Genomic DNA, 21,381 nt, shown 5'->3' on the forward strand with positions numbered 1-21,381 from the left:
CTCAGCCGGCTCCCGACCCTCAGCCGGCGACGGCCTCGAGGGCCGCCATCCGCAGGTCGAGCAGCGCCAGCAGCACCGGCGGGTCCAGCGTCCGCACGCCGCGCAGCCAGATGTCGGCGGGGGCGAGGACGGTGTCGGGAAGGACGGTGAGGGGGCCGAAGGCCCCGACGGACGGGGTCACGGCGTCGCCGAGACCCGAGGGCACGCCCTCGTATCCGAAGGGAACCGAGTGCACCAGCAGATGCCAGGTGCCCACGGGCACGTCCGGCAGCTCGTAGGCGCCGGGCCCGTCGAGCACCGCGCAGCGCACGGGCTGGCCCTGGGGAACGCAGCCGGGGAAGAGGCCCATGAAGACGAAACCCGGCGACCGGGCGGGCGGAAGGAGGACCTCGCCCCGCAGCGACTGCTGCCGGCCGCCCGTCCAGTGACTGTCGTCGGTGCGGATCTCCGAGGTGAATCCGCCCATTTCGCGATACGCGGAGGGAGCGACGCCCACACATATCTTGAAACGTGAACTGAACGTCCCGACGCTGCTGTAGCCGACCTCGCTGCTGATGTCGGCGATGCTCATCGACGTACCGACGAGAAGGCGTTTGGCCTCCTGGAGCCTGAGCGCGGAAAGGAAGCGCCCCGGTGAGACCCCGGTGGTGTCCCGGAAGATCCGGGTGAAGTGGAACTTGCTGAACATCGCCGTACGGGCCATGTCGTCGATGGTGAGCTCTTGGCCGAGATTGGCGTGCATGTCATCGATGACCCTTTTGACGGCCAACTCGGTGGAATTCAGCATGACCCCTCCCTGATTCGATGAAGATGCATCACGGTGTGGCGGCGGTCATTCGGCGGACGTGCGGCGGTGCATTTCCCGGGCGATCTGCCGCCAGGTGTCCGAGCACTGCCGGGCCAGTTCGGCCACGGCGTCCGCGCAGTGCGGCGGGACGGCGTCCATCCGCCTTTTCCAGTCGTCGCCCATGGCGACCTGAGTGTGCAGCCAGCGCAGCAGTTCCCGGCCCGACTCGCTCTGCCGCAGCGAGGGGTCGCCGGCGAGCCTGCGCAGCGTGAAATGAGGATCTCGTGTGCCGTCGTGTTCGTCCGGTCCCGTCCGCGCGGTCGTCCCCGCGGTCGTCCCCGCGCGCCCGGCGCCGTCGCCGGTCGCGGTGCGCGTCGCGGGGACGGGGGCCTCCCCGCGGCGAAGCCGGGTGCGGACGTCGTGCGCGGTGCCCACGGAAATGCCGGCGACCCTGGCGATCTCGCGAAGGGGCAGGTCGGGCCGCTCGGCGATGACCTCCGAGGCCCGGATGCGGCCGGCGGCGCGGTTGAGCGGGTGCGGCTTGCCGTCGGTGCCGATGCGGACGTTCACCCGCAGCGAATCCGCGGCTGAACGCCGCCGCACGGCTCCCACCGACCGGGCGGCCAGGCCCGTGTAGGCGGCGACGGCGCGGTCGGAGAGGAGGGGGTGCGAGGTCAGGATCCGGCCCGCCGCGGCCTTGCGGTCGGCCATCGACAGGGGGAGTCCGTGCGAGATGTTGGCGACGACCGAGCGGAGGAACGCCTCCGCGGCGGAGCCGTCGAAGAACGTGGCCGCGATCTCGGAGCGGCCGTTCAGTTCGGCGGCCCGTATCCGGTGCATTCCGTCGATGACCCGCAGGTTCGTCCGGTGGACGAGGATCGGCGGTAATTCCGATTCCTTCTCCGCCAGCTGGCGCGCGTGTTCCTCGTCCAGTCCGTCCAGCCGCGGCGAATCCGCGGGAAGGAGGTTGTCGATTCGCACCGCATAGGCGTAGCGCACACCGACGTCGGCTCTTTCCATACTGTCCCCCGTGGTTCGTTCTTGCCTCGCATGATCGGTTCCTCGAGCGGGCCGTACTTCACGGTGGAGCGGACCGGGCAGGCGCACGCGACGGCGACCCGGCCTTGATCGGTCAGAGCCTACCGGCTGGCCGGTTTTTGGCAAGAATTTCAAACGGGTTTGCACCGAGGGAATTCGGAACGATTCCTTCCGAACTCGCCGGTAACCTGGGCGCGCCCGCGCCCCCAGCCTATTACCGGCACACCGAAAGCCATATCCACGCAGTGGAGGCGGAGTTGAGTGACCGGAAGATACCGGACGAGCAGCACACGGCGCGGACGCTCGAGGCGTACGCGGACACCATCCTCGACGGCGCGGCCGCGGCCGGCGCCCTGGAGCTCCTGCGCTGGGACGCCACCGGCATCTCCCAGGACCTGGACGAACTCGCGCGGCTGCTCGACGAGCACGCCCGGTCCCACGCCGACGAGCACGCCCTGCCGCCCGACGGCACGTCACCGGCCTTCGAGGCGCTTCCGCCCGGCCACCGCGCGGCCCTCGTCCGGCGGCTGACCGCGCCCGGCCACCCCGAGCGCGAATTCTGGGTGCTGCTCGCGCTGTTCTGCAACATGGCCTTCGACTCGGCCGCCCACCTGCACACCGCCGAGGCGATCGCCGCCGGCCATCCGGGCCTCGCCGTCATGGGCATGCGCCGGCCCGACCCCGACGGCCTGTGGCGCTACCCCGACCACTCCTACGGACGGCCGCTGGCGCGCCTGCACCCCGACACGACACCCTCAGGGAGCCCGGCATGAGCAGCACCGAACGCACCGACGTCCTCGTCGTCGGCAGCGGCTTCGGCGGCGCGATCGCCGCCTACCACCTCGCCGCGGGCGGCGCCTCGGTCACCGTCCTCGAGCGCGGGCCGTGGCTGGAGGGCGCCGACTTCGAGCAGGACTACAAGCTCGGCTCCTCCTACACCCGCGCCTTCGACTTCGTCGTCGGCGACGGCATGAGCGTGCTCGGCGGCAACTGCGTCGGCGGCGGCAGCGTCGTCTACTTCGCGGCGATGCCCCGCGCCCCCCGGTTCGTCTTCGACCGGCAGGGCAGCATCGGCCGGCGCATGTGGCCGGCGGCGATCAGCCGCGACACCCTGGACCCCTGGTACGACCGGGTCGCCGAGGCCATGCCCGTCACCCGCCAGGACTGGAACGACGTCACCTACGCGGGCGGGCTGTGGGCGGCCGCCTGCCACCACGCCGGCCGCACCGCCAACCCCCTGCCCGTGGCCATCGACGGCGACAAGTGCGTCAACTGCAACTGGATGATGGCCGGCTGCCGCTTCGACGCCAAGCGGTCGCTGCTCTTCAACTACCTGCCCGCCGCCCTCGCCCACGGGGCCGAGATCCGGCCGCTGCACGAGGTGCAGTACCTCTCGAGGACCGACGACGGCGGCTTCCGCGCCCACTACACGCTCATCGACGCGGAGGACTACCGCGTCCACGGCGAGAGCGGCACCATCGACGCCAAGCTCGTCGTACTGGCGGCCGGGGCCGGAGCCACCCCCGTCATCCTCCAGCGCAGCGAGGCCGCCCTCGGCGCCATGCCCCGGGCCGTCGGCCGCTACTTCTCCGGCAACGGCGAACGCCTCAACACCGCCGTCCTCGACGAGGCCAAGGTCGCCGAGGTCCTCGGCCTCACCCGCCCCGACGGCACGGCGTACGAGGCCAACCACATCGGCCGGGGCCCCACCGCCGCCAGCTGGGACCGCCTCGACGGCTCGCTGCCGGAGTTCTCCCGCTACTCGCTCGAACAGCTCTACTTCCCGCCCGGCCTCGGCACCATCCTCGCCCAGACCGCCGGCGCCGACGGGCCCGTATGGTTCGGCCCGGAGAAGCGGAAGATGCTCGAGCGCTGGCGCTCCTGGCTGACGATCTTCACGATGAGCGAGGACGACAACGAGGGCGTCTTCGGCCCGCCCCCGGCCACCGGCAACGCCCACCGCATCTCGCAGCAGATGCTCGGCCGCGGCTCGCTGCGGTACGTACCGACCGAGAACACCCTGCGCGGCTGGGCCAGTTCCGACGCCGAGGTGAAGGAGATCCTGGAGAAGGACGGGCTCGCCACCGTCCTGCCGTGGACCAACGACGTCGTCGGCGCCTACACCGTCCACCCACTCGCCTCCTGCCGCATCGGCGACGACCCCGCCACCTCGGCCCTCGACGACCGCCACGAACTGCGCGGCCACCCCGGGATCTTCGTCACCGACGGCTCGGCCGTGCCCGGCGCCCTGACCGTCAACCCCGCCATGACCATCGCCGCGCTCGCCGAACGCGCCGTGCCGGGCATCGTGCGCGCCGCCCGTGAGCGGGGCGTCGAGGTCGACTACGGAGCCCCGGCGCCCGACGGCTCGACGGCCGGGCGGCGCGGCGTGCTGCCCGTGGTCTCCGCACGATGACCGCGGCCACCACGGCGAGAACGCTCGTCCGCACGGCGCTGCGCGGCTCGCTGGCACAGATCCGGCACGTACGGGCGGTGCCGCCGGGCGCCGCCCGGGGCATGGTCGCCGCCGTGTACGCCGCCTCCGAGCGGGAGTTCGGGCTGCTCGCGCCGCCGCTGGCCCTGCACTCCCCCGCGCCCGAGTCCCTCGCCGCCTGCTGGCTGATGCTCCGCGAGACCCTCCTCGCCGACGGCCGGGTGAGCCGCGCCGCCAAGGAGGCGGTCGCCACCGGCGTCTCGCGGGACAACTCCTGCCCCTACTGCGTCGACGTGCACCGGGCCCAGGTGCGCACGCTGCCACCGGACGACGCCGCCGGGCGCCTGTCGACCTGGGCCCGGCGCGGCGGGCCGCGCCCGTTCCCGGACGAGGACGCGCCGGAGGTCATCGGCGTGGCGGTGACCTTCCACTACCTCAACCGCATGGTCAACCTCTTCCTGCGCGACTCGCCCGTACCGCCGCTCGCCCCCGCCGCCCTGCGCGGCGGAATGCTGCGGGCCGTCAGCCGCGTCACGCGCCCGCCGGCACCCGGCGCCCCCGCGCCCGGCGACTCGCTGGGGCTGCTGCCCGCCGCACCCCTGCCGCCCGACCTGGCCTGGGCGGCGGGACGGCCCGCCGTCGCGGGCGCCTTCGCCCGGGCCGCCGCGGCCGCCGACGCCGCGGGCGACCGCTCGGTGCCGGAGCCCGTACGCCGGCTGGTCCACGACGCCCTGGCCGACGCGGCCGACGGGCCGCCGGACCGCCCCGGCCCCCTCCGGGCCGAGGCCGCGGCGGACGGCCTGCCGCCGACACTGCGCCCGGCGGGCCGGCTGGCCCTGCTGACCGCGCTGGCCTCCTACCGGGCGGGCCCGGAGGCCGTCGCCGCCTTCCGGGCCTGCCGCCCCGGCGACCGGCCGCTGATCGAACTCACCTCGTGGGCCGCGTTCACGGCGGCCCGGCGGGCCGGCGCCCGGCTCGCCCTCCGATGACCGAAGTCGACCGAAGACCGATGAAGTTCGCCGACGTTCGCCGAAGTCCGCTGAAGTCCGCCGAAGTCCGCTGAAGCTCGCTGAAGGGAATCCGCACATGGACAACGTCCAGGACGTACTGAAGGACCTGACCGCCGCCATCGACGACCTCGACCGGCTCGTGGCCGGCCTCGACGACGAGAAGTGGCGCGCGCAGACACCGGCGCCCGGCTGGTCCGTGGCCGACCAGATCGCCCACCTGACCTTCATCTTCGACGCGGCCGGCACGGCGGCGAGCGACCCGGAGGCCTTCAAGGCGATGGCCGCCGGCGCGGCGCGCGACTTCGACGGCGCGGTGAACGCGGCCCTCCAGCCGTACCGCGCCCTGACCCGCGAGCAGGTGCTGGCCCGCTGGCGGAGCTCGGCCGAGGCGTCGGTCGCGGCCCTGGCGGCGGTGCCCGCCGGGCAGGTGGTGCCGTGGCTGGTCAACCCGCTCCCGCCGGCCGTGCTGGCCTGCGCCGGGCACATGGAGGTCTTCGCGCACGGCCAGGACATCGCCGACGCGGTCGGCGTCCGCCCCGAGCCCACCGACCGGCTCCGCCACCTCGCCGGATTCATCGCCCTCACCCGGGACTTCGGCTATCTCTCCCGGGGCCTGACACCCCCGAGCGAGCCCTTCCGCTTCGAGCTGACCGCGCCCTCCGGCACCCGCTGGGAGTTCGGCCCCGCCGACGCCGCACAGAAGATCAGCGGCCCCGCCCTGGACCTCTGCCTGCTGGCGACCCGGCGCCGGCACCCCGACGACCTCGCCCTCGTCGCCACGGGCGACGAGGCGGCCCGCTGGCTGCCCATGGCCCAGTGCTATCGCGGCCCGTCCGGCGAGGGACGCAGGCCCGGGCAGTTCGCCGGTACGGACGCCACGTCCTGAGACACCCCTCGGGGCCCGGACCGGTGGGGGTCGGTCCGGGCCCCGGCTTGGGGAGCGGCTGAGGCCCCGGTTCCCGGAGCGGCTGAGGCCCCGGCTTCGGGAACCGCTTCAGGAACGGCTGAGTTCGCCCCGCGCCGCCGAGCGCCGCTCCGTACCCCGCTGCTCGATGTCGCGGGCGAATTTCAGCCACTGCTCGGCGCAGCGTCGCGCCGCCTGGGCCACGTCGGCCGTGCGGTGCGGCGGCACGCTCTCGGCGAGCCAGCGCAGCTTCTCGCTGTCCAGGGAGCGGAAGCTCAGCAGCCGCAGCAGGGTCCGGCCGGACTCGGAGAAGCGCAGCGAGGGGTCGCGGCGCATGGCGGAGCCGCTGTCGAAGGGCATCGGCACCTCATCGCCCGTACTGCCCTCCGCGGCGCGCAACTTCGCCGGCACCGGGTCCTCGCCGTGGCGCAGCCGCTCGCGCACGTCCCGTGCGGTGGCCACGGCCACCCCCGCCACCTGGGCGATCTCCCGCAGGGACGCCCCGGGCCGGTCGGTGATGTACTGCACGGCGCGCCGGCGCCCGTCCGCCGCGTTGAGCGGGCGGACCCGCCCGTCGCGTCCCGTCCGCGCGTTCAGGCCCTTGTCGCGGCCTATGGAGCGCCGCCGCTGGGCGACGACGCTGGCAGAGACGCCGGTGAGCGCGGCGATGCGCCGGTCCGACCAGTGCGGGTGGCTGACGAGGATGCGCGCGGCGGCGGCCGTACGGTCCTCGTGGGTGAGCGGCATGCCCTGCGTGGTGTTCAGCCGGACGGCGAGGACGAACGCGTCCTCCGGCGTCCCGTCGACGAACCGCACCTCTATCCGCGCGTCGCCGCGGCGCTGGGCGGCGCGATGGCGGTGCACGCCGTCGACGATGCGCATCGTGGGCCGGTGCACCACGATCGGCGGCAGGGCGCCGCCGGACTCGGCCAGCATCCGGGTGTGCCGGACGTTCTCGCCGGCGAGGCGCGGGGAGTCGGCCGGCAGCAGCGTCCCCACGGGCACGAACTCGGTTCTCGCCAATACATCGGACATGGCTTCAACTCCCCCGTGCGCGTCCTGACTGGTGATCCCACTCCAGCGCACCTGAGATCCTTTCTGAAGGCGTGGCGGCGGTCAGTTCGGTCAGCTTGGTCAGGTCGGGGCTGACCGGCGGAGTGCGCGGCGCGTGCGCGGAGGGGAGGAGCGGGGCCGGTGGCTGGATCCGGGGGACGTACGCGCTGGGCGATCGGAGGGCTGATCGCCGGCGGCATCCTGGTCAACTTCGTCGACCGGACCGCCCTGTCCGTCGCGAGCTCCTCCATCGCCGCCGACTTCGGGCTCGACCTCGCCCAGCTGGGCATCGTCCTGTCCGCGTTCACCTGGTCGTACTGCCTGGTGCAGCTGCCCGCCGGCCTCCTCGTCGACATGCTGGGCATCTCCCGGCTCACCCGTATCGCCTCCCTGCTGTGGTCGGTCGCCGGCCTGCTGACCGCGATCGCCGGCGGGCTGGGGGCGGTGATCGCGGCCCGGCTGCTGCTGGGAGTGGCGGAGGGACCCTCGATGGTCGGCGCCTCGAAGGCGACCGCGGCCTGGTTCCCCGTGGGCGAGCGCGGCATGGCGACGGCGCTCTTCGACGGCGCGACCAAGCTGGCCAACATGGTGGCCTTCCCGGTGCTCGCGTTCGTGATGAGCGAATGGGGCTGGCGGGCGGGCTTCCTGTTCACCTCGGTGCTCAGCCTGCTGTTCACGGTGGTGTGGTGGATCGGCTACCGCGATCCGTCCGAGCACCCCCTGCTGGGCGCGGCCGAGCGGGAGTTCATCCTCCGGGGCGGGGCGCGGGACGCCGACCGGCCCCGGGCCGGAGGGCTGCGCCGGGCGCTGGGCTCCCGCCGGGTCTGGGCCCTCTCGCTCGGCTTCGCCTGCTACGGCTACACGATCAACATCGTGCTCACCTGGATGCCGGAGTTCTTCCAACGGCAGTTTCACGTCAAGCTGCTGGCCTCCGGCCTCTACTCGATGGTCCCCTGGGCCGTCGCCACCGTGGCGGAACTGCTGCTCGGCGGCTGGCTGGTCGACCACCTGATACGGAGCGGCCGCGACCCGTGGGCCGTCCGCCGAGGGGTGCTCGTCGCGGGCCTGGCCTGCGGCGCGACGATCGGCGGGGCCGGAACGGCCGGCTCCCCGGGCATGGCCGTCGCCTGGATGTCCCTCTCGCTCGCGGGCCTGGCCGTGGCCGCCCCCGTGGCCTGGAGCCTGCCCGGCCTGCTCGCCCCGGAGGGCGCGGTGGGAGCCGTCAGCGGGCTGATGAACTTCGCCAACACCGCCGCCACCGCGTGCGGCGTGCTCCTCACCGGCTGGCTGGCGCAGACGACCGGCTCGTTCCACGCCCCCTTCCTCTTCGCGGACGGCATGCTGGCGGCAGGGGTGGTCCTCTACTGGCTCGTGCTGCGGCCACGTCCGGTCGCCGGTTCGCACGCTTCGCACGATGAGTCACCATCTGTGGCTGCCGTCACAGATTGACCACACGGGTAAGGGGAATGCCTGGTTACGTTCACAAGCGTCCGCGAAGGGCGGGGGAGCGAGCGATGGAAGCCGACGGCACCTCCGTGCTCGCCTCCTGCCTGCAGCTCCTCGCCTGGGCCCCCGAACAGCTGGCCCGCGAGATCAACAGGAAGTGCGGCCCCGGCACCATCAGCGCCAAGGCGCCCTACAACTGGCTCAAGGGCGCCCTGCCCCGGCGCCGGCTCCCCCACGTCGTCGCCACGATCCTCTCCGAGCGCCTCGGCGAGCACATCACCGTCGACGCGCTGTGGCCCGAGCACTTCCCCCCGTCCGCCCGCCAGACCCGCCCCTCGCTCGTCCCGGACCCGCGCGGGCCCGCCACCCCCGGCACACCGGACCCGGCCCCCGAACCCCCCTTGCCGGACCCGCTTCCCGCCGCCGTCGACTGGCTGCTCGGCGACGAGAACGCACCGCCCGCACGCACGCGCGGAGCCGAGATACCCGTCGAGGCGCTGGACATGCTCACCGCCCGCATACGCCAGCTCCGACTCCTGGACGACAGCTCCCACGGCGGGCTGGTGATGGACTGGGCGCTGCAGGACCTGCGGTGGGCCCGCAAGATGGCCGCCGACTACGCCTACCCCGCCTCCACCGGCATCCGCCTGCACGGCATCATCGCCGAACTCGCCCAGCTCGCCGGCTGGCTCGCCGCCGACCTCGGCCTGGAACGGCGCAGCCGCTCCTGCTTCCTGACCGCCCTGGACGCCGCGCGCACCGCCGGCGACCGCTCCCTGGCCGCCTACGTCATCTCCTGCATGAGCTACCGCGCCGCCTGGTCGGGCCGGGGCGAGGAGGCGCTGCGGCTGATCCGCATCGCCCGCAAGGGCTCGGCCGGCGAGGAACCCGGCATCACCCAGGCCCTGCTCGCCACCCGCCAGGCCAGGGCGCACGCCGGCCTCGGCGACGAGACGGGCTGCCGACGGGCCCTGGAGGAGGCCGCCGAACTCTCCCAGGCCGGCGGCCCGCCCGCCGACGCCCCCTGGGCGTACTGGCTCTCCCCCGCCGTCATGGTGGCCGACGCCGGCCGCGCCTGGCTGGAGATCGGACGCCCCCGGCAGGCCGAGTGGCACCTCCAGCACGGCATCGAACTGCTCGGCGACAGCCAGCCCCGCAACCGGCTGCTGCACTGCGCCTCCCTGGCCGAGGCCCGGCTCGCCCGCGGCGAGGTCGACGGCGCCGCGGAGGCCGCCGGGGACGCCCTGGATCTCACCGACACCGTCACCTCGCTGCGCGCCACCGCCCGGCTGTCCGAACTGCGCGGACGCTTCCTGCGCTTCGACAGCGCGGCGGCCCGGACGATCGTGCAGCGGACCGACGACCTCCTGAGGGCGGACCGGCCCCAGGAGGAGGACAGCCCTCGCGCGGCCAGTTAGGCAGAAGGAATCCATGCACGTCACCCACGCGTTACCGCTCGCCTCGATGACGACCCTGGGCATCGGAGGCCCGGCCTCCGTCGTCGCCGAGCTGCACGACCCGGCGGACTTCCCCGACTTCGCCGCCCTCGCGGCCACCCGCCCCGGCCCGCCGGTCACCCTCGGCGAGGGCAGCAACGTCCTGGCCGCCGACGCCGGTTGCACCCCCACCGTCCTGCGGATGGCCACCAAGGGCGTACGCGTCGCCGGCGCCGCCCCGGACGACGGCCTGCTCCTCGAGGTCCAGGGCGGGCACCCGCTCGGCGACCTGGTCGCCCTCACCATCGCCGAAGGCCTGACCGGCATGGAGATGCTCACCGGCATCCCCGGCACCACGGGCGCCACCCCGGTCCAGAACGTCGGCGCCTACGGCCAGGAGGTCGCCGACACCCTGCGCCACGTCACCGCCTGGGACTGGCAGCAGGGCCGCCGGGTCACCCTCGACGCCGCCGCCTGCCGCCTCGGCCACCGCACCAGCCTCTTCAAACACACCCGCCGCTGGACCCTGCTCACCCTGACCTTCGCCCTGCGCCGGTCCGCCCTGAGCGCCCCCGTCTCCTACGGCGCCGTCGCCGCCGAACTCGGCGTCCCCCGCGGCACCCGCGTCCCCCTCGCCGAAGCCGCCCGCGCCGTCCTGACCGTCCGCCGGGGCAAGGGCATGGTCCTCGACCCCGACGCCCCCGACCGCCGCTCGGTCGGCAGCGTCTTCCTCAGCCCCGAGGTCACCCCCGCCCAGGCCACCGCCCTCCGCGCCCACGGAGCCCCCGTCAACCGCTTCCCCGACGGCTCCACCCGCGTCAGCGCCGGCTGGCTCATCCAGCACTCCGGCTTCACCCTCGGCACCCCCCTCGCCCAGGGCGTCCGCGTCTCCACCCTCCACCCCACCCTCGTCGCCGACGAAGGCGCCACCGCCACCGCCTTCGCCCAGGCCGTCACCCACGTCCGCACCCACGTCCTCCACCACACGGGCGTCCGCCTGACCTCGGAGATCGACTACCTGGGCGACTGGACGGAGTGAACGACTGGACGGAGTGAACGACTGGACGGAGTGAACGACAAAAGAAGCCCTGGATCACGGAGTGATCCAGGGCTTCGTCTGAGCCGCCTTCGGGATTCGAACCCGAGACCTACGCATTACGAGTGCGTTGCTCTGGCCAACTGAGCTAAGGCGGCAAGCTGCCGGAAACCGAGCTCGGCATCAGCAGCGCGGCCAAGTCTACACAGGTTCCGGGGGTGCTCCGTACACGGCGGCCGGGGAGGGGAGATCGCAGGTCAGGAGCATGTGCGGGAGGCGGGGGGCGCGGTGGCGGTGAGGAGGTAGGCGTTGACGGCGGAGTCGACGCAGGAGCTGCCGCGGGTGTAGGCGGTGTGGCCGTCGCCGTCGTACGTCAACAGGCGGCCGGAGGAGAGCTGGGAGGCGAGGGCGCGGGCCCAGGGGTAGGGGGTGGCGGGGTCGCGGGTGGTGCCCACGACGAGGATGGGGGCGGCGCCCGCGGCGGTGATGCGGTGGGGGGTGCCGGTGGCCTGCGTCGGCCAGTACGCGCAGGTCAGAGCGGCCCAGGCGAAGCTGGTGCCGAGGGCGGGGGACGCCTTCTCGAAGTCGGGGAGGGCCCGCAGGACGCCCGCCGGGCCGTTGAAGGCGGGGGGCAGGTCGAGGCAGTTCACGGCGGAGTTGGCGGGCATGAGGTTGCTGTAGGCGCCGTGCTCGTCGCGCTCGTAGTAGGCGTCGGACAGGCGCAGCAGGAGGGCGCCGTCGCCGTGCTGGGCGTCGCGCAGGGCCTTGCGCAGCAGCGGCCAGGACGCCTCGTCGTACATGGCGGAGATCACACCCGTGGTGGCCAGGCTCTCGGTCAGCTCGCGGGGTTTGCCGGTGGGAAGGGGGTGGCGGTCGAGCTGGTCGAAGAAGGACCTGAGCCGGACCGCGGCGACCTCCGTGCGGCCGCCCGAGGCGAGGGGGCAGTCGTCGCGCTGGGCGCAGTCCTGCGAGAAGGAGGCGAAGGCGGTCTGGAAGCCGGCGTTCTGGTCGCGGTTGATCCGTTCCTGGTCGAGCGAGGGGTCCAGCGCGCCGTCGAGGACGAGCCGGCCGACGCGGGAGGGGTAGAGCCCGGCGTAGGTGGCGCCGAGGAACGTGCCGTAGGAGGCGCCGACGTAGTGCAGCTTCTCGTCACCGAGGGCGGCGCGGAAGATGTCCATGTCGCGGGCGGCCTCGACGGTCGAGACGTGCCGCAGGAGCCGGCCGGAGCGGGCCGCGCAGCCGGCCGCGAACTTTTTGTACGCGGCGACCAGTTCGCGGACCTCGGAGGAGTCGTCCGGGGTCTGGTCGACCTGGGCGTAGTCGTCCATCTCCTCGTCGGACAGGCACCGGACCGGCTCGCTCCCCGCCACCCCGCGCGGGTCCATGGCCACCATGTCGTACCGGGCGCGGACGGGCGCGGGGTAGCCGGCGGCCGCGTACCCACGGAGGAAGTCGATCGCGGAGCCGCCCGGTCCGCCGGGGTTGACCATGAGCGAGCCGAGGTGCTTGCCGGGGCCGGTGGCCTTCTTGCGGGAGACCGCGAGCCTGACGTCCCCGGCCTTCGGCTCGGCGTAGTCCAGGGGTGCGCGCAGCGTGGCGCATTCGAAGCCGGAACCTCCCTTGCCGGCGCAGGGGCGCCAGACCGGCTTCTGGGCGTAGTACGGGCGCAGGGCGGCGGGCAGCGCGACGGGCAGGGGTTCCAGCGGGGGCGCCGGCGCGTCGGCCGCCGCGTCCCGCGCTCTGCCGGATCCCGCCGCGCTCGCGCCCGGCACCGCGCTTCCCGCGACGGCTGCCGAGATCAGCAGGGCCGCGGTCGCGACGAGCGTGCCGGAGGTACGGAGCAGGCGGCTGGTGTCCATCGGCTGGTCCCTCACGGGTGGGAGGCAGGCGGCATCTCGCACATGACGCGCATCACGCACCACATGCGGGCTTTACGGAGCGTATCCGGACGGATACCCGCCTTGGCCAGCCTTACCGGCCACTAGTCCTCATACGAGTGAGGAATCACCCAACCTGCGGTCTGCCCCACCCCGCTCGTATTACTCACGCACCCACGCGCCCCCTCGCCCTTCCGGGGCCTCAGCCCGCTCTGAGCGCCACCGCCATCGCCTCGACGGCCAGCAGGGGAGCCACGTTCCGGTCGAGGGCCCGGCGGCAGGCGACGATCGCCTCGATGCGGCGCAGCGTGGCCTCCGGCCGGGAGCCGGCGGCGATCCGCTCCAGGGTGTCGCGGGCGTCGGTGTTGGCGAGCTCGACGCGCGAGCCGAGCTGTATCGCCAGCACGTCGCGGTAGAAGCCGGTCAGGTCGGTCAGGGCCAGGTCGAGGCTGTCGCGCTGGGTACGGGTCGCCCGGCGCTTCTGGCGGTCCTGGAGCTCCTTCATCGCGCCGGCCGTGCCGCGCGGCAGCCGGCCGCCGGTGCCCGCCGCGGCGCCGAGCGCCGCGCGCAGCTCCTCGGTCTCCTTGGTGTCGACCTCCTCCGCGACCTGCTTGGCGTCCTCGGCGGCGGCGTCGATCAGCTCCTGGGCGGCCTTGAGGGCACCGCCCATGTCGGCGACCCGCAGCGGCATCTTGAGCACCGCGGCGCGCCGGGCACGGGCCCGCTCGTCGGTGGCGAGCCGGCGGGCCCGGCCGATGTGGCCCTGGGTGGCCCGGGCAGCCTGGGCCGCCAGCTCCGGCTCGATGCCGTCCCGGCGCACGAGGATGTCCGCCACGGCGCCAGCGGGCGGCGTACGCAGCGTCAGGGAGCGGCAGCGGGAGCGGATCGTCGGCAGCACGTCCTCCAGGGAGGGCGCGCACAGCAGCCACACCGTGCGCGGTGCGGGCTCCTCCACGGCCTTGAGCAGGACGTTGCCGGCGCCTTCGGTGAGCCGGTCCGCGTCCTCCAGGACGATCACCTGCCAGCGGCCGCCGGCGGGCGACAGCTGGGCGCGCCGGACCAGCTCGCGGGTCTCCTTGACGCCGATCGAGAGCACGTCCGTACGGACGACCTCGACGTCCGCGTGCGTGCCCACCAGCGAGGTGTGGCAGCCGTCGCAGAAACCGCAGCCGGGTCCGCCGTACGCGCGGTCCGGGCTGACGCACTGCAGCGCCGCCGCGAAGGCCCGGGCGGCGGTGGCCCGCCCAGAACCGGGCGGGCCGGTGAACAGCCACGCGTGCGTCATCTTCGACGCGCCCTCGGGGCCTGCCCCGGGCCCGCCGGGAGCGGCCTCCGCCGTGACGAGCGCGTCGGCGTCGCGCGCGGCAGCGGCGAGCTGCTCGATCACCCGGTCCTGGCCGACCAGGTCGTCCCACACCGCCATGGCTGTCCTCCGCGCTGTCCGTCCTGCGGTTACCCATTGTGGGACACGCCACTGACACAGCGGACCGTCGGCGAGGGCCGCCCGGTGCACGAGGACGTGGTCCGCGCCGCCCTAGGGGGTGTCGCGCTCGTCGCCCTTCGCCCGCTTCTTCCGGCGTCCGAGGAGGTCGTCCGCCAGGGTGGGGGCCTCGTCGTCCGCCCATTCGGGCCGACGGCGCGCCTTGCGCACCGGCCGGTCCGTACCGTCGTCGTCGGCGACGGGCGGCAGCTCACGGGTGGGCTCGGACCCGTCCCGCGCCCCCGGCCGCGCCTCGGCGCCGGCCTCGCCACCGTCGCCGTCCTCGGGCCGGAACAGCCAGTTCGGCACCCGGTCCGCCGGATTCTCCGGCCGGGCGGCCGGTACGGGCGGGGCGGCCGGCTTCGGCAGGACCGTCGTCTCCTCCGACTCCGAGCCGACGGCGTCCGCCGGGGGCTCGACGCCCCACGTGACGCGCTGGATCACCGGATTGCCGGTGATCACCGGCGGCAGCACGGTCGTCTCGTCCTCGGCGGCGGCCACCGGCGGCAGCACCGCCGTCTCGTCCTCGGTGTCCCGGACGGGCGGCAGGACCGCCGTCTCGTCCTCCGCGCCCTTAGCACCCTTGGCAGGCTTGGCGCCCTGGGCGCCACGCGATCCGCCGGACCGGCGCGGGGCCGGCGTCTCGACGGTGGGGGCGTCCCCCGCGTTCTCCACGTGCCGCGCGTTCTCCGCGCCGCCGACGGCGTCATGCGCACTCGCCGTCTTGCGGAGCGCCGCGGTCCCGACGACCGGCGGGCGCACCGCCGAACGCCCGTCCTCGGACGCCCGCGGAGCGGGCGTCTCACCGGCCGGGGCGGACGGCTTCGCCGTCCACGCCCCCCGGGGGTCGGCCGCACGGGGCGCCGGAGCACCGCCGTCCCGCGCCTCCGGCGCCTCCGGCTTCCGCAGGGACGGCCGCTCGACCGTAGGTGCCTCCGCCGCGTCCCGCGCCCCGGTCGCGCCCGGCACCGGCGTCTCCACGGTCGGCGCGTCCGCACCGCCCTGAGAGCCACCGCCCTGAGAGCCGCCGTCGCCGCGCCCGTCCGGCTTGCGCAGCGAAGGCCGCTCGACCGTCGGCGCCTCGTCCGCACCCGCCACAGCAGCACCAGCACCAGCGCCGGCACCGGCACCAGCCGCGAGAACCTCGGCCGCCGCAGCGGCCTCAGCAGCCTCCGCGGCCGCGGCGGCCTCCGCCGCGATCCGCGCCCGCTCGGCCCTCAGCAGGGCCTCCTCCGCCTTGCGCTGCTTCTCCAGGCGCCGCTCCTCGGCCTCGGCGCGCAGCCGGGCCTCCTCGGCCGCCTGCTTGCGCAGCCGCTCCTGCTCGGCGGCGCGGGCGCGCTCCTCCGCCTCGCGACGCTCGCGCTCCTCCTCGGCCTTCCGGCGGGCCTCCTCGGCGCGCTGCCGGGCCTCCTCCGCCTGGCGTTCCTCCTCGCGGCGCCGGGCCTCCTCGGCCTCGCGCAGCTTGCGGGCCTCCTCCTCGGCGCGCAGCCGGGCCAGCTGCTCCAGGCGCTCGCGCTCCAGGCGTGCCTCCTCGGCCTTGCGCGCGGCCTCTTCCTCGGCCTTGCGCCGGGCCTCCTCCTCGGCGGCCTTGCGGGCCGCCTCGCGGGCCTCGATCTCGGCCTGGGAGAGGGGCAGCGTCTGGTCGAGCCGGTGGCGTACGACCTTGGTGATGGCCTCGGGCTCCTGGCCGGCGTCCACGACCAGGTACCGCGCCGGGTCGGCGGCGGCCAGCGTCAGGAAGCCGGTGCGGACGCGCTGGTGGAACTCCGCCGGCTCGGACTCCAGCCGGTCGGGTGCCTCGGTGAAGCGTTCGCGCGCGGTCTCCGGCGAGACGTCCAGCAGCACGGTCAGGTTCGGTACGAGCCCGTCGGTGGCCCAGCGCGAGATGCGGGCGATCTCGGTCGGCGACAGGTCGCGTCCGGCGCCCTGGTAGGCGACCGAGGAGTCGATGTAGCGGTCCGTGATGACGATCGCGCCGCGCTCGAGGGCGGGGCGTACGACCGAGGCGACGTGCTCGGCGCGGTCGGCCGCGTACAGCAGGGCCTCCGCGCGGTCGGACAGCCCGGCCGACGCGACGTCCAGCAGGATGGCGCGCAGCCGCTTGCCGATGGGCGTGGCGCCCGGCTCGCGGGTGACGACGACCTCGTGGCCCTTGGCGCGGATCCACTCCGCGACCGCCCGTACCTGCGTGGACTTGCCGGCGCCGTCGCCGCCCTCGAAGGCGATGAAGAAGCCCTGGGTGCTGACGCCCTCGGCCGGGTCGCCGCCCCGCAGGGAGTCCAGCAGGTCCTTGTGGAACGGCACCCCGTGCCGGTCGTCCGTCTTGCCCAGCACGAGCGCGCCGACGGGCAGGAGCAGCGCGCCGACGAGCATCAGCGTGAAGGCCGCCCCGCCGTGCGCGAAGACGAAGTTGCCGCTCTCGACCCGGTGCGGGCCGACGAGGGCGGCGAAGACGGGCGCCACGACCGCGCCCAGCGCGATGCTGACGCGGACGACGGCGTGCAGGTGCTCGGTGGTGCGGGCGCGGCGGTTCTCCTCGGTCTCCTGGTCGAGCAGGGCGTGCCCGGTGTTGGCGACGATGCCCGCGCCGACGCCCGCCAGCAGGACGAGCAGCAGCACGGTCGTCGGGTCGGGGACCAGGCCGGCGGCCAGCAGCGCCAGGCCGGTCAGCGCGAGCGACAGCGCCAGCAGGCGGCGCCGGGAGAAGCCGGGGAGGACCTTGCGCGCGCCGCGGATGCCGGCGACCGGCCCGCCGGTGAGCGCGAGGACCAGCAGCCCGAAGCCGACGGGGCCGCCGCCGAGCTCGCCGGCCTGCAGCACCGCGACGCCGACGGCCGCGGCGATCGCGCCCGCGACGGCCGCGCAGGCCAGGACGAGGACGGGGATCGCGCCCGTACGGCCCGTGTCGGGCGTGCCCTGGGCGGTCTTGGGGCGGCGCATCCCCTCGAGCGGGGAGCGCACGCGGGGCGCCTGGGCGCCCTCGCGGACGCCGGGCAGCGGCAGGAGGTAAAGGATCACGCCCGAGACCGCGAAGAGCGCGGCCGCCAGGTACGCGCCGAGGGCGGGCTGGTGGCTGTGGAACCACTCGATGCCGGCGCCGCCCAGCAGGTTGCCGAAGAGCGTGATCGCGACGAGCACGGCCGCGGCGAGGGGCAGCGCGACGAAGGTCGTACGGAGCGTCAGGCGCCGCAGGGCCTCGTAGTGGTCGGGCAGCGGGCGTACGGCGTCGCCCTCCGGCGGCGCGTTGGGCATCAGCGCCGGGACGGCGCCGTCCTTGGCCACGGTCCACACGCGTTCGGCGACGCCGACGACGAAGGCCGTCACGAGCAGCAGGGCGAGCGACTTGTCCTCGGTGAGGTCGATCCAGGTCGGCGCGAGGCCGAGCAGCACCAGGCGCAGCCCGTCCGCCCCGATCATGGTCCAGCGGCGGTCCAGCGGACCGGCGGGCGCGAAGAGCGCGGACAGCGGCCCCAGCAGGACCGCGCCGAAGAGGAGCGTCGCGAACAGCCGCACGGCGATGACCGCGGCGACGGCCAGGGCGGCACCCCGGTACCCGCCGCCGAACGAGCCCGCCACCAGGGCCGCCTGCAGCGACAGCAGCAGCAGGACCAGAACGGCGAGGGCGTCGCCGACGCCTCCGCTGAACTGGGCGCTCCACAGTCGCCTGAGCGGACGGAAGCGCAGCAGGGCCCGTACGGCACGCTCGCGGGAGTCCGCCGCCAGTGCTCCAGATGTGGGGGTTTCCCCTGTTGGCTGCTCGGCTCGCGTCATCCTGCCAGCCTATCCGGAGTGCCCGAATGCTGAACCTTGCGCCGAACGCGTGAACGAACATACGTGCGGGCGCATACGGCCCGTGGACCGGCCGAAAGGCCGCGCGGCGACGGGCCGCACGACGAAGGGCGGAACACCGAAAGGCGGAACGACGAAGGACGGAACGACGAAGGGCGGCGAACCGGAATCCGGCCCACCGCCCTCTCGAATGCCTACATGACGGCGCCCGACTACTCGCCGTCCGCCGCCTTCGCCGCGGCGGCGGTGGTCTTCTTCGCCGCCGTCTTCTTCGTGGCGGCGGTCTTCTTTGTCGCCGTCGTCTTCTTGGCGGCCGTCTTCTTCGCGGCGGTCTTCTTCGCCGGAGCCTTCTTGGCCGTCGTCGTCTTCTTCGCCGCGGCCTTCTTGGCGGTCTTCTTCGCCGGACCCTTCGCGCGCTTCTCCGCCAGCAGCTCGTAACCGCGCTCCGGCGTGATCGTCTCGACGTCGTCGTCGCGGCGCAGGGTCGCGTTCGTCTCGCCGTCGGTGACGTACGGGCCGAAGCGGCCGTCCTTGACCACGACCGGACGCTCGCTGACCGGGTCGGTGCCCAGCTCCTTCAGCGGCGGCTTGGCGGCGGCCCGCCCGCGCTGCTTGGGCTGCGCGTAGATGGCGAGGGCCTCCTCCAGCGTGATGCTGAAGAGCTGGTCCTCGCTCTCGAGCGAGCGCGAGTCCGTGCCCTTCTTCAGGTACGGGCCGTAGCGGCCGTTCTGCGCGGTGATCTCCACGCCCTCGGCGTCGGCGCCGACGACGCGCGGCAGCGACATCAGTCTCAGCGCGTCCTCGAGCGTCACCGTGTCGAGGGACATCGACTTGAAGAGCGAGGCCGTCCGGGGCTTGACCGCGTTCTTGCCGGTCTTCGGGGTGCCCTCGGGGAGGATCTCGGTGACGTACGGGCCGTAACGGCCGTCCTTGGCGATGATCTCGTGGCCGGTCTCCGGGTCCTTGCCCAGCTCGAACTCGCCGCTCGGCTTGGCGAACAGCTCCTCCGCGTACTCCACCGTCAGCTCGTCGGGCGCGAGGTCGGCGGGCACGTCGGCGCGCTGGTGGCCCTCCGCGTCCTTCTCGCCGCGCTCGACGTACGGGCCGTAGCGGCCGACGCGCAGCACGATGCCGTCGCCGACGGGGAAGGAGGACACCTCGCGGGCGTCGATCGCACCGAGGTCGGTGACGAGCTCCTTCAGGCCGCCGAGGTGATCGCCGTCGCCGTTGCCGGCGTCGGCGGCGCCGCCCTCGGGGCCCTCGCCGAAGTAGAAGCGGCGCAGCCACGGCACGGCCTGGGCCTCACCGCGGGCGATGCGGTCGAGGTCCTCCTCCATGGAGGCGGTGAAGTCGTAGTCGACGAGCCGGCCGAAGTGCTTCTCCAGCAGGTTGACGACGGCGAAGCTCAGGAAGGACGGGACGAGCGCCGTGCCCTTCTTGAAGACGTAGCCGCGGTCGAGGATCGTGCCGATGATCGACGCGTACGTCGACGGGCGGCCGATCTCGCGCTCCTCGAGCTCCTTGACCAGGGAGGCCTCGGTGTAGCGGGCCGGGGGCTTGGTGGCGTGGCCGTCGGCGGTGATCTCCTCGGCCGCCAGCGGGTCGCCCTCGGTGACCTGCGGCAGCCGGCGCTCGCGGTCGTCGAGCTCGGCGTTGGGGTCGTCGGCACCCTCGACGTAGGCCTTCATGAAGCCGTGGAAGGTGATGGTCTTGCCGGACGCGCTGAACTCGGCGTCGCGCCCGTCGGAGGACCGGCCACCGATCTTGACGGTGACGGAGTTGCCGGTCGCGTCCTTCATCTGGGAGGCGACGGTCCGCTTCCAGATGAGCTCGTAGAGCCGGAACTGATCACCGGTCAGGCCGGTCTCGGCGGGAGTGCGGAAACGATCACCCGAAGGACGGATCGCCTCGTGCGCCTCCTGCGCGTTCTTGACCTTGCCGGCGTACGTGCGCGGCTTCTCGGGCAGGTAGTCGGCTCCGTAGAGCTGCGTCACCTGGGTACGGGCGGCGTTCACCGCCGTGTCGGACAGCGTCGTGGAGTCCGTACGCATATAGGTGATGAAGCCGTTCTCGTACAGCTTCTGGGCCACCTGCATGGTCGCCTTGGCGCCGAAGCCCAGCTTGCGCGAGGCCTCCTGCTGCAGCGTCGTCGTGCGGAAGGGGGCGTACGGCGAACGGCGGTACGGCTTGGACTCGACGGAGCGTACCGCGAAGGACGCGTCGGCGAGGGCGGCGGCCAGCGCGCGGGCGTTCGCCTCGTCCAGGTGGAGCACCGGGGCGCCGTCCTTGAGCCGCCCGGTCGAGCCGAAGTCGCGGCCCTGCGCGACGCGCCGGCCGTCGACCGCGCTCAGGCGGGCGGAGAGGGTGCCGGGCTCGCCCGCGTCGCCCGCCCGGCCGGTGCCGAAGACGCCGGTCAGGTCCCAGTACTCGGCGGAGCGGAAGGCGATGCGCTCGCGCTCCCGCTCGACGACGAGGCGGGTGGCGACGGACTGCACGCGGCCGGCCGACAGCCGCGGCATGACCTTCTTCCACAGGACCGGCGAGACCTCGTAGCCGTAGAGGCGGTCGAGGATGCGGCGGGTCTCCTGGGCGTCGACGAGCTTCTTGTTCAGCTCGCGCGGGCTGGCGACGGCGGCCTGGATGGCGTCCTTGGTGATCTCGTGGAAGACCATCCGGCGGACCGGGACCTTGGGCTTGAGGACTTCCTGCAGGTGCCAGGCGATGGCCTCGCCCTCGCGGTCCTCATCGGTGGCGAGGAAGAGCTCGTCGGAGTCGGCCAGCAGCTCCTTGAGCTTCTTGACCTGATCCTTCTTGTCGCTGTTGACCACATAGATGGGCTGGAAGTCCGCGTCGACGTTCACGCCGAGGCGGGCCCAGGGCTCGCCCTTGTACTTGGCCGGGACCTCGGCGGCCCCGTTCGGCAGGTCACGGATGTGCCCGACGCTCGCCTCGACGACGTATCCGGGGCCGAGGTAGCCCTTGATCGTCTTCGCCTTGGCAGGCGACTCGACGATGACGAGTCGGCGGCCGCCCTGTGCGGTCTCGCTGGTCGGGGACAACTTCGCTCTTCTTCCGGTCGGCACTCGGTGTG

The 21,381-nt window shown here is 73.9% G+C and carries 14 protein-coding genes and 1 tRNA gene; 7 read left to right on the forward strand and 8 right to left on the reverse strand.

Going from position 1 to position 21,381, the window contains the following annotated elements:
• Nucleotides 1–19: 19 nt before the first annotated feature.
• Both AB4K12_RS13980 and AB4K12_RS13985 read right to left on the reverse strand, forming a co-directional pair.
• Nucleotides 20–787 (reverse strand): helix-turn-helix domain-containing protein, encoded by a 768-nt coding sequence (locus AB4K12_RS13980; protein WP_207246860.1) that lies wholly within the window; start codon nt 785–787, stop codon nt 20–22.
• 45 nt (nt 788–832) lie between these two features.
• Nucleotides 833–1,807: a ParB/RepB/Spo0J family partition protein gene (locus tag AB4K12_RS13985; protein WP_368434537.1), complete on the reverse strand. Its 975-nt coding sequence runs from the start codon at nt 1,805–1,807 to the stop codon at nt 833–835.
• A gap of 290 nt (nt 1,808–2,097) precedes the next feature.
• On the opposite strand from AB4K12_RS13985, the gene AB4K12_RS13990 reads away from it, so the two are divergent.
• The 4 genes from AB4K12_RS13990 to AB4K12_RS14005 all read left to right on the forward strand — a co-directional run bounded on the left by AB4K12_RS13990 (nt 2,098) and on the right by AB4K12_RS14005 (nt 6,155).
• Nucleotides 2,098–2,598, forward strand: coding sequence for a DUF5987 family protein (locus tag AB4K12_RS13990; RefSeq protein ID WP_307842942.1), 501 nt, complete (start codon nt 2,098–2,100; stop codon nt 2,596–2,598).
• Entirely contained in the window at nt 2,595–4,241 is a 1,647-nt protein-coding gene (locus tag AB4K12_RS13995) for an FAD-dependent oxidoreductase (protein WP_368434538.1), read from the forward strand. The genes AB4K12_RS13990 and AB4K12_RS13995 overlap by 4 nt, the downstream gene beginning before the upstream one ends.
• The gene (locus AB4K12_RS14000) at nt 4,238–5,248 is read left to right on the forward strand and encodes a hypothetical protein (RefSeq protein WP_368434539.1); all 1,011 of its coding nucleotides are present in this window, start codon (nt 4,238–4,240) and stop codon (nt 5,246–5,248) included. The genes AB4K12_RS13995 and AB4K12_RS14000 overlap by 4 nt, the downstream gene beginning before the upstream one ends.
• Nucleotides 5,249–5,345: 97 nt before the next feature.
• Nucleotides 5,346–6,155 carry a TIGR03084 family metal-binding protein gene (locus AB4K12_RS14005; protein ID WP_368434540.1) on the forward strand — a complete coding sequence of 270 codons (810 nt, stop codon included), beginning with the start codon at nt 5,346–5,348 and terminating at the stop codon, nt 6,153–6,155.
• Nucleotides 6,156–6,263: 108 nt separating this feature from the next.
• On the opposite strand, the gene AB4K12_RS14010 is transcribed toward AB4K12_RS14005, so the two are convergent.
• Nucleotides 6,264–7,208, reverse strand: a complete 945-nt coding sequence (locus AB4K12_RS14010; protein ID WP_368434541.1) for a ParB/RepB/Spo0J family partition protein — start codon at nt 7,206–7,208, stop codon at nt 6,264–6,266.
• Between the two features lie 159 nt (nt 7,209–7,367).
• On the opposite strand from AB4K12_RS14010, the gene AB4K12_RS14015 reads away from it, so the two are divergent.
• From AB4K12_RS14015 to AB4K12_RS14025, 3 genes are all read left to right on the forward strand, one after another.
• Complete coding sequence (locus AB4K12_RS14015) at nt 7,368–8,675, forward strand: MFS transporter (RefSeq protein WP_368434542.1); 1,308 nt, start codon at nt 7,368–7,370, stop codon at nt 8,673–8,675.
• Between the two features lie 65 nt (nt 8,676–8,740).
• A complete protein-coding gene (locus tag AB4K12_RS14020; RefSeq protein WP_368434543.1) occupies nt 8,741–10,090 on the forward strand; it encodes a hypothetical protein in 1,350 nt (449 codons plus the stop codon).
• Between the two features lie 13 nt (nt 10,091–10,103).
• Entirely contained in the window at nt 10,104–11,147 is a 1,044-nt protein-coding gene (locus tag AB4K12_RS14025; protein ID WP_368434544.1) for a UDP-N-acetylmuramate dehydrogenase, read from the forward strand.
• A gap of 81 nt (nt 11,148–11,228) precedes the next feature.
• Here the strand turns inward: AB4K12_RS14025 and AB4K12_RS14030 are convergent.
• From AB4K12_RS14030 to topA, 5 genes are all read right to left on the reverse strand, one after another.
• Nucleotides 11,229–11,302, reverse strand: a tRNA-Thr gene (locus AB4K12_RS14030).
• 99 nt (nt 11,303–11,401) lie between these two features.
• A complete protein-coding gene (locus AB4K12_RS14035) occupies nt 11,402–13,003 on the reverse strand; it encodes an alpha/beta hydrolase (RefSeq protein ID WP_368434545.1) in 1,602 nt (533 codons plus the stop codon).
• Nucleotides 13,004–13,223: 220 nt separating this feature from the next.
• A complete protein-coding gene (locus AB4K12_RS14040) occupies nt 13,224–14,444 on the reverse strand; it encodes a DNA polymerase III subunit delta' (protein WP_368434546.1) in 1,221 nt (406 codons plus the stop codon).
• Between the two features lie 111 nt (nt 14,445–14,555).
• Nucleotides 14,556–18,272: a dTMP kinase gene (tmk, locus tag AB4K12_RS14045; RefSeq protein ID WP_368434547.1), complete on the reverse strand. Its 3,717-nt coding sequence runs from the start codon at nt 18,270–18,272 to the stop codon at nt 14,556–14,558.
• Nucleotides 18,273–18,502: 230 nt separating this feature from the next.
• Nucleotides 18,503–21,349, reverse strand: coding sequence for a type I DNA topoisomerase (topA, locus tag AB4K12_RS14050; RefSeq protein ID WP_368434548.1), 2,847 nt, complete (start codon nt 21,347–21,349; stop codon nt 18,503–18,505).
• Nucleotides 21,350–21,381: the final 32 nt, after the last annotated feature.

It is taken from the genome of Streptomyces sp. C36 (assembly GCF_040932295.1).
Lineage (GTDB): Bacteria > Actinomycetota > Actinomycetes > Streptomycetales > Streptomycetaceae > Streptomyces > Streptomyces triculaminicus.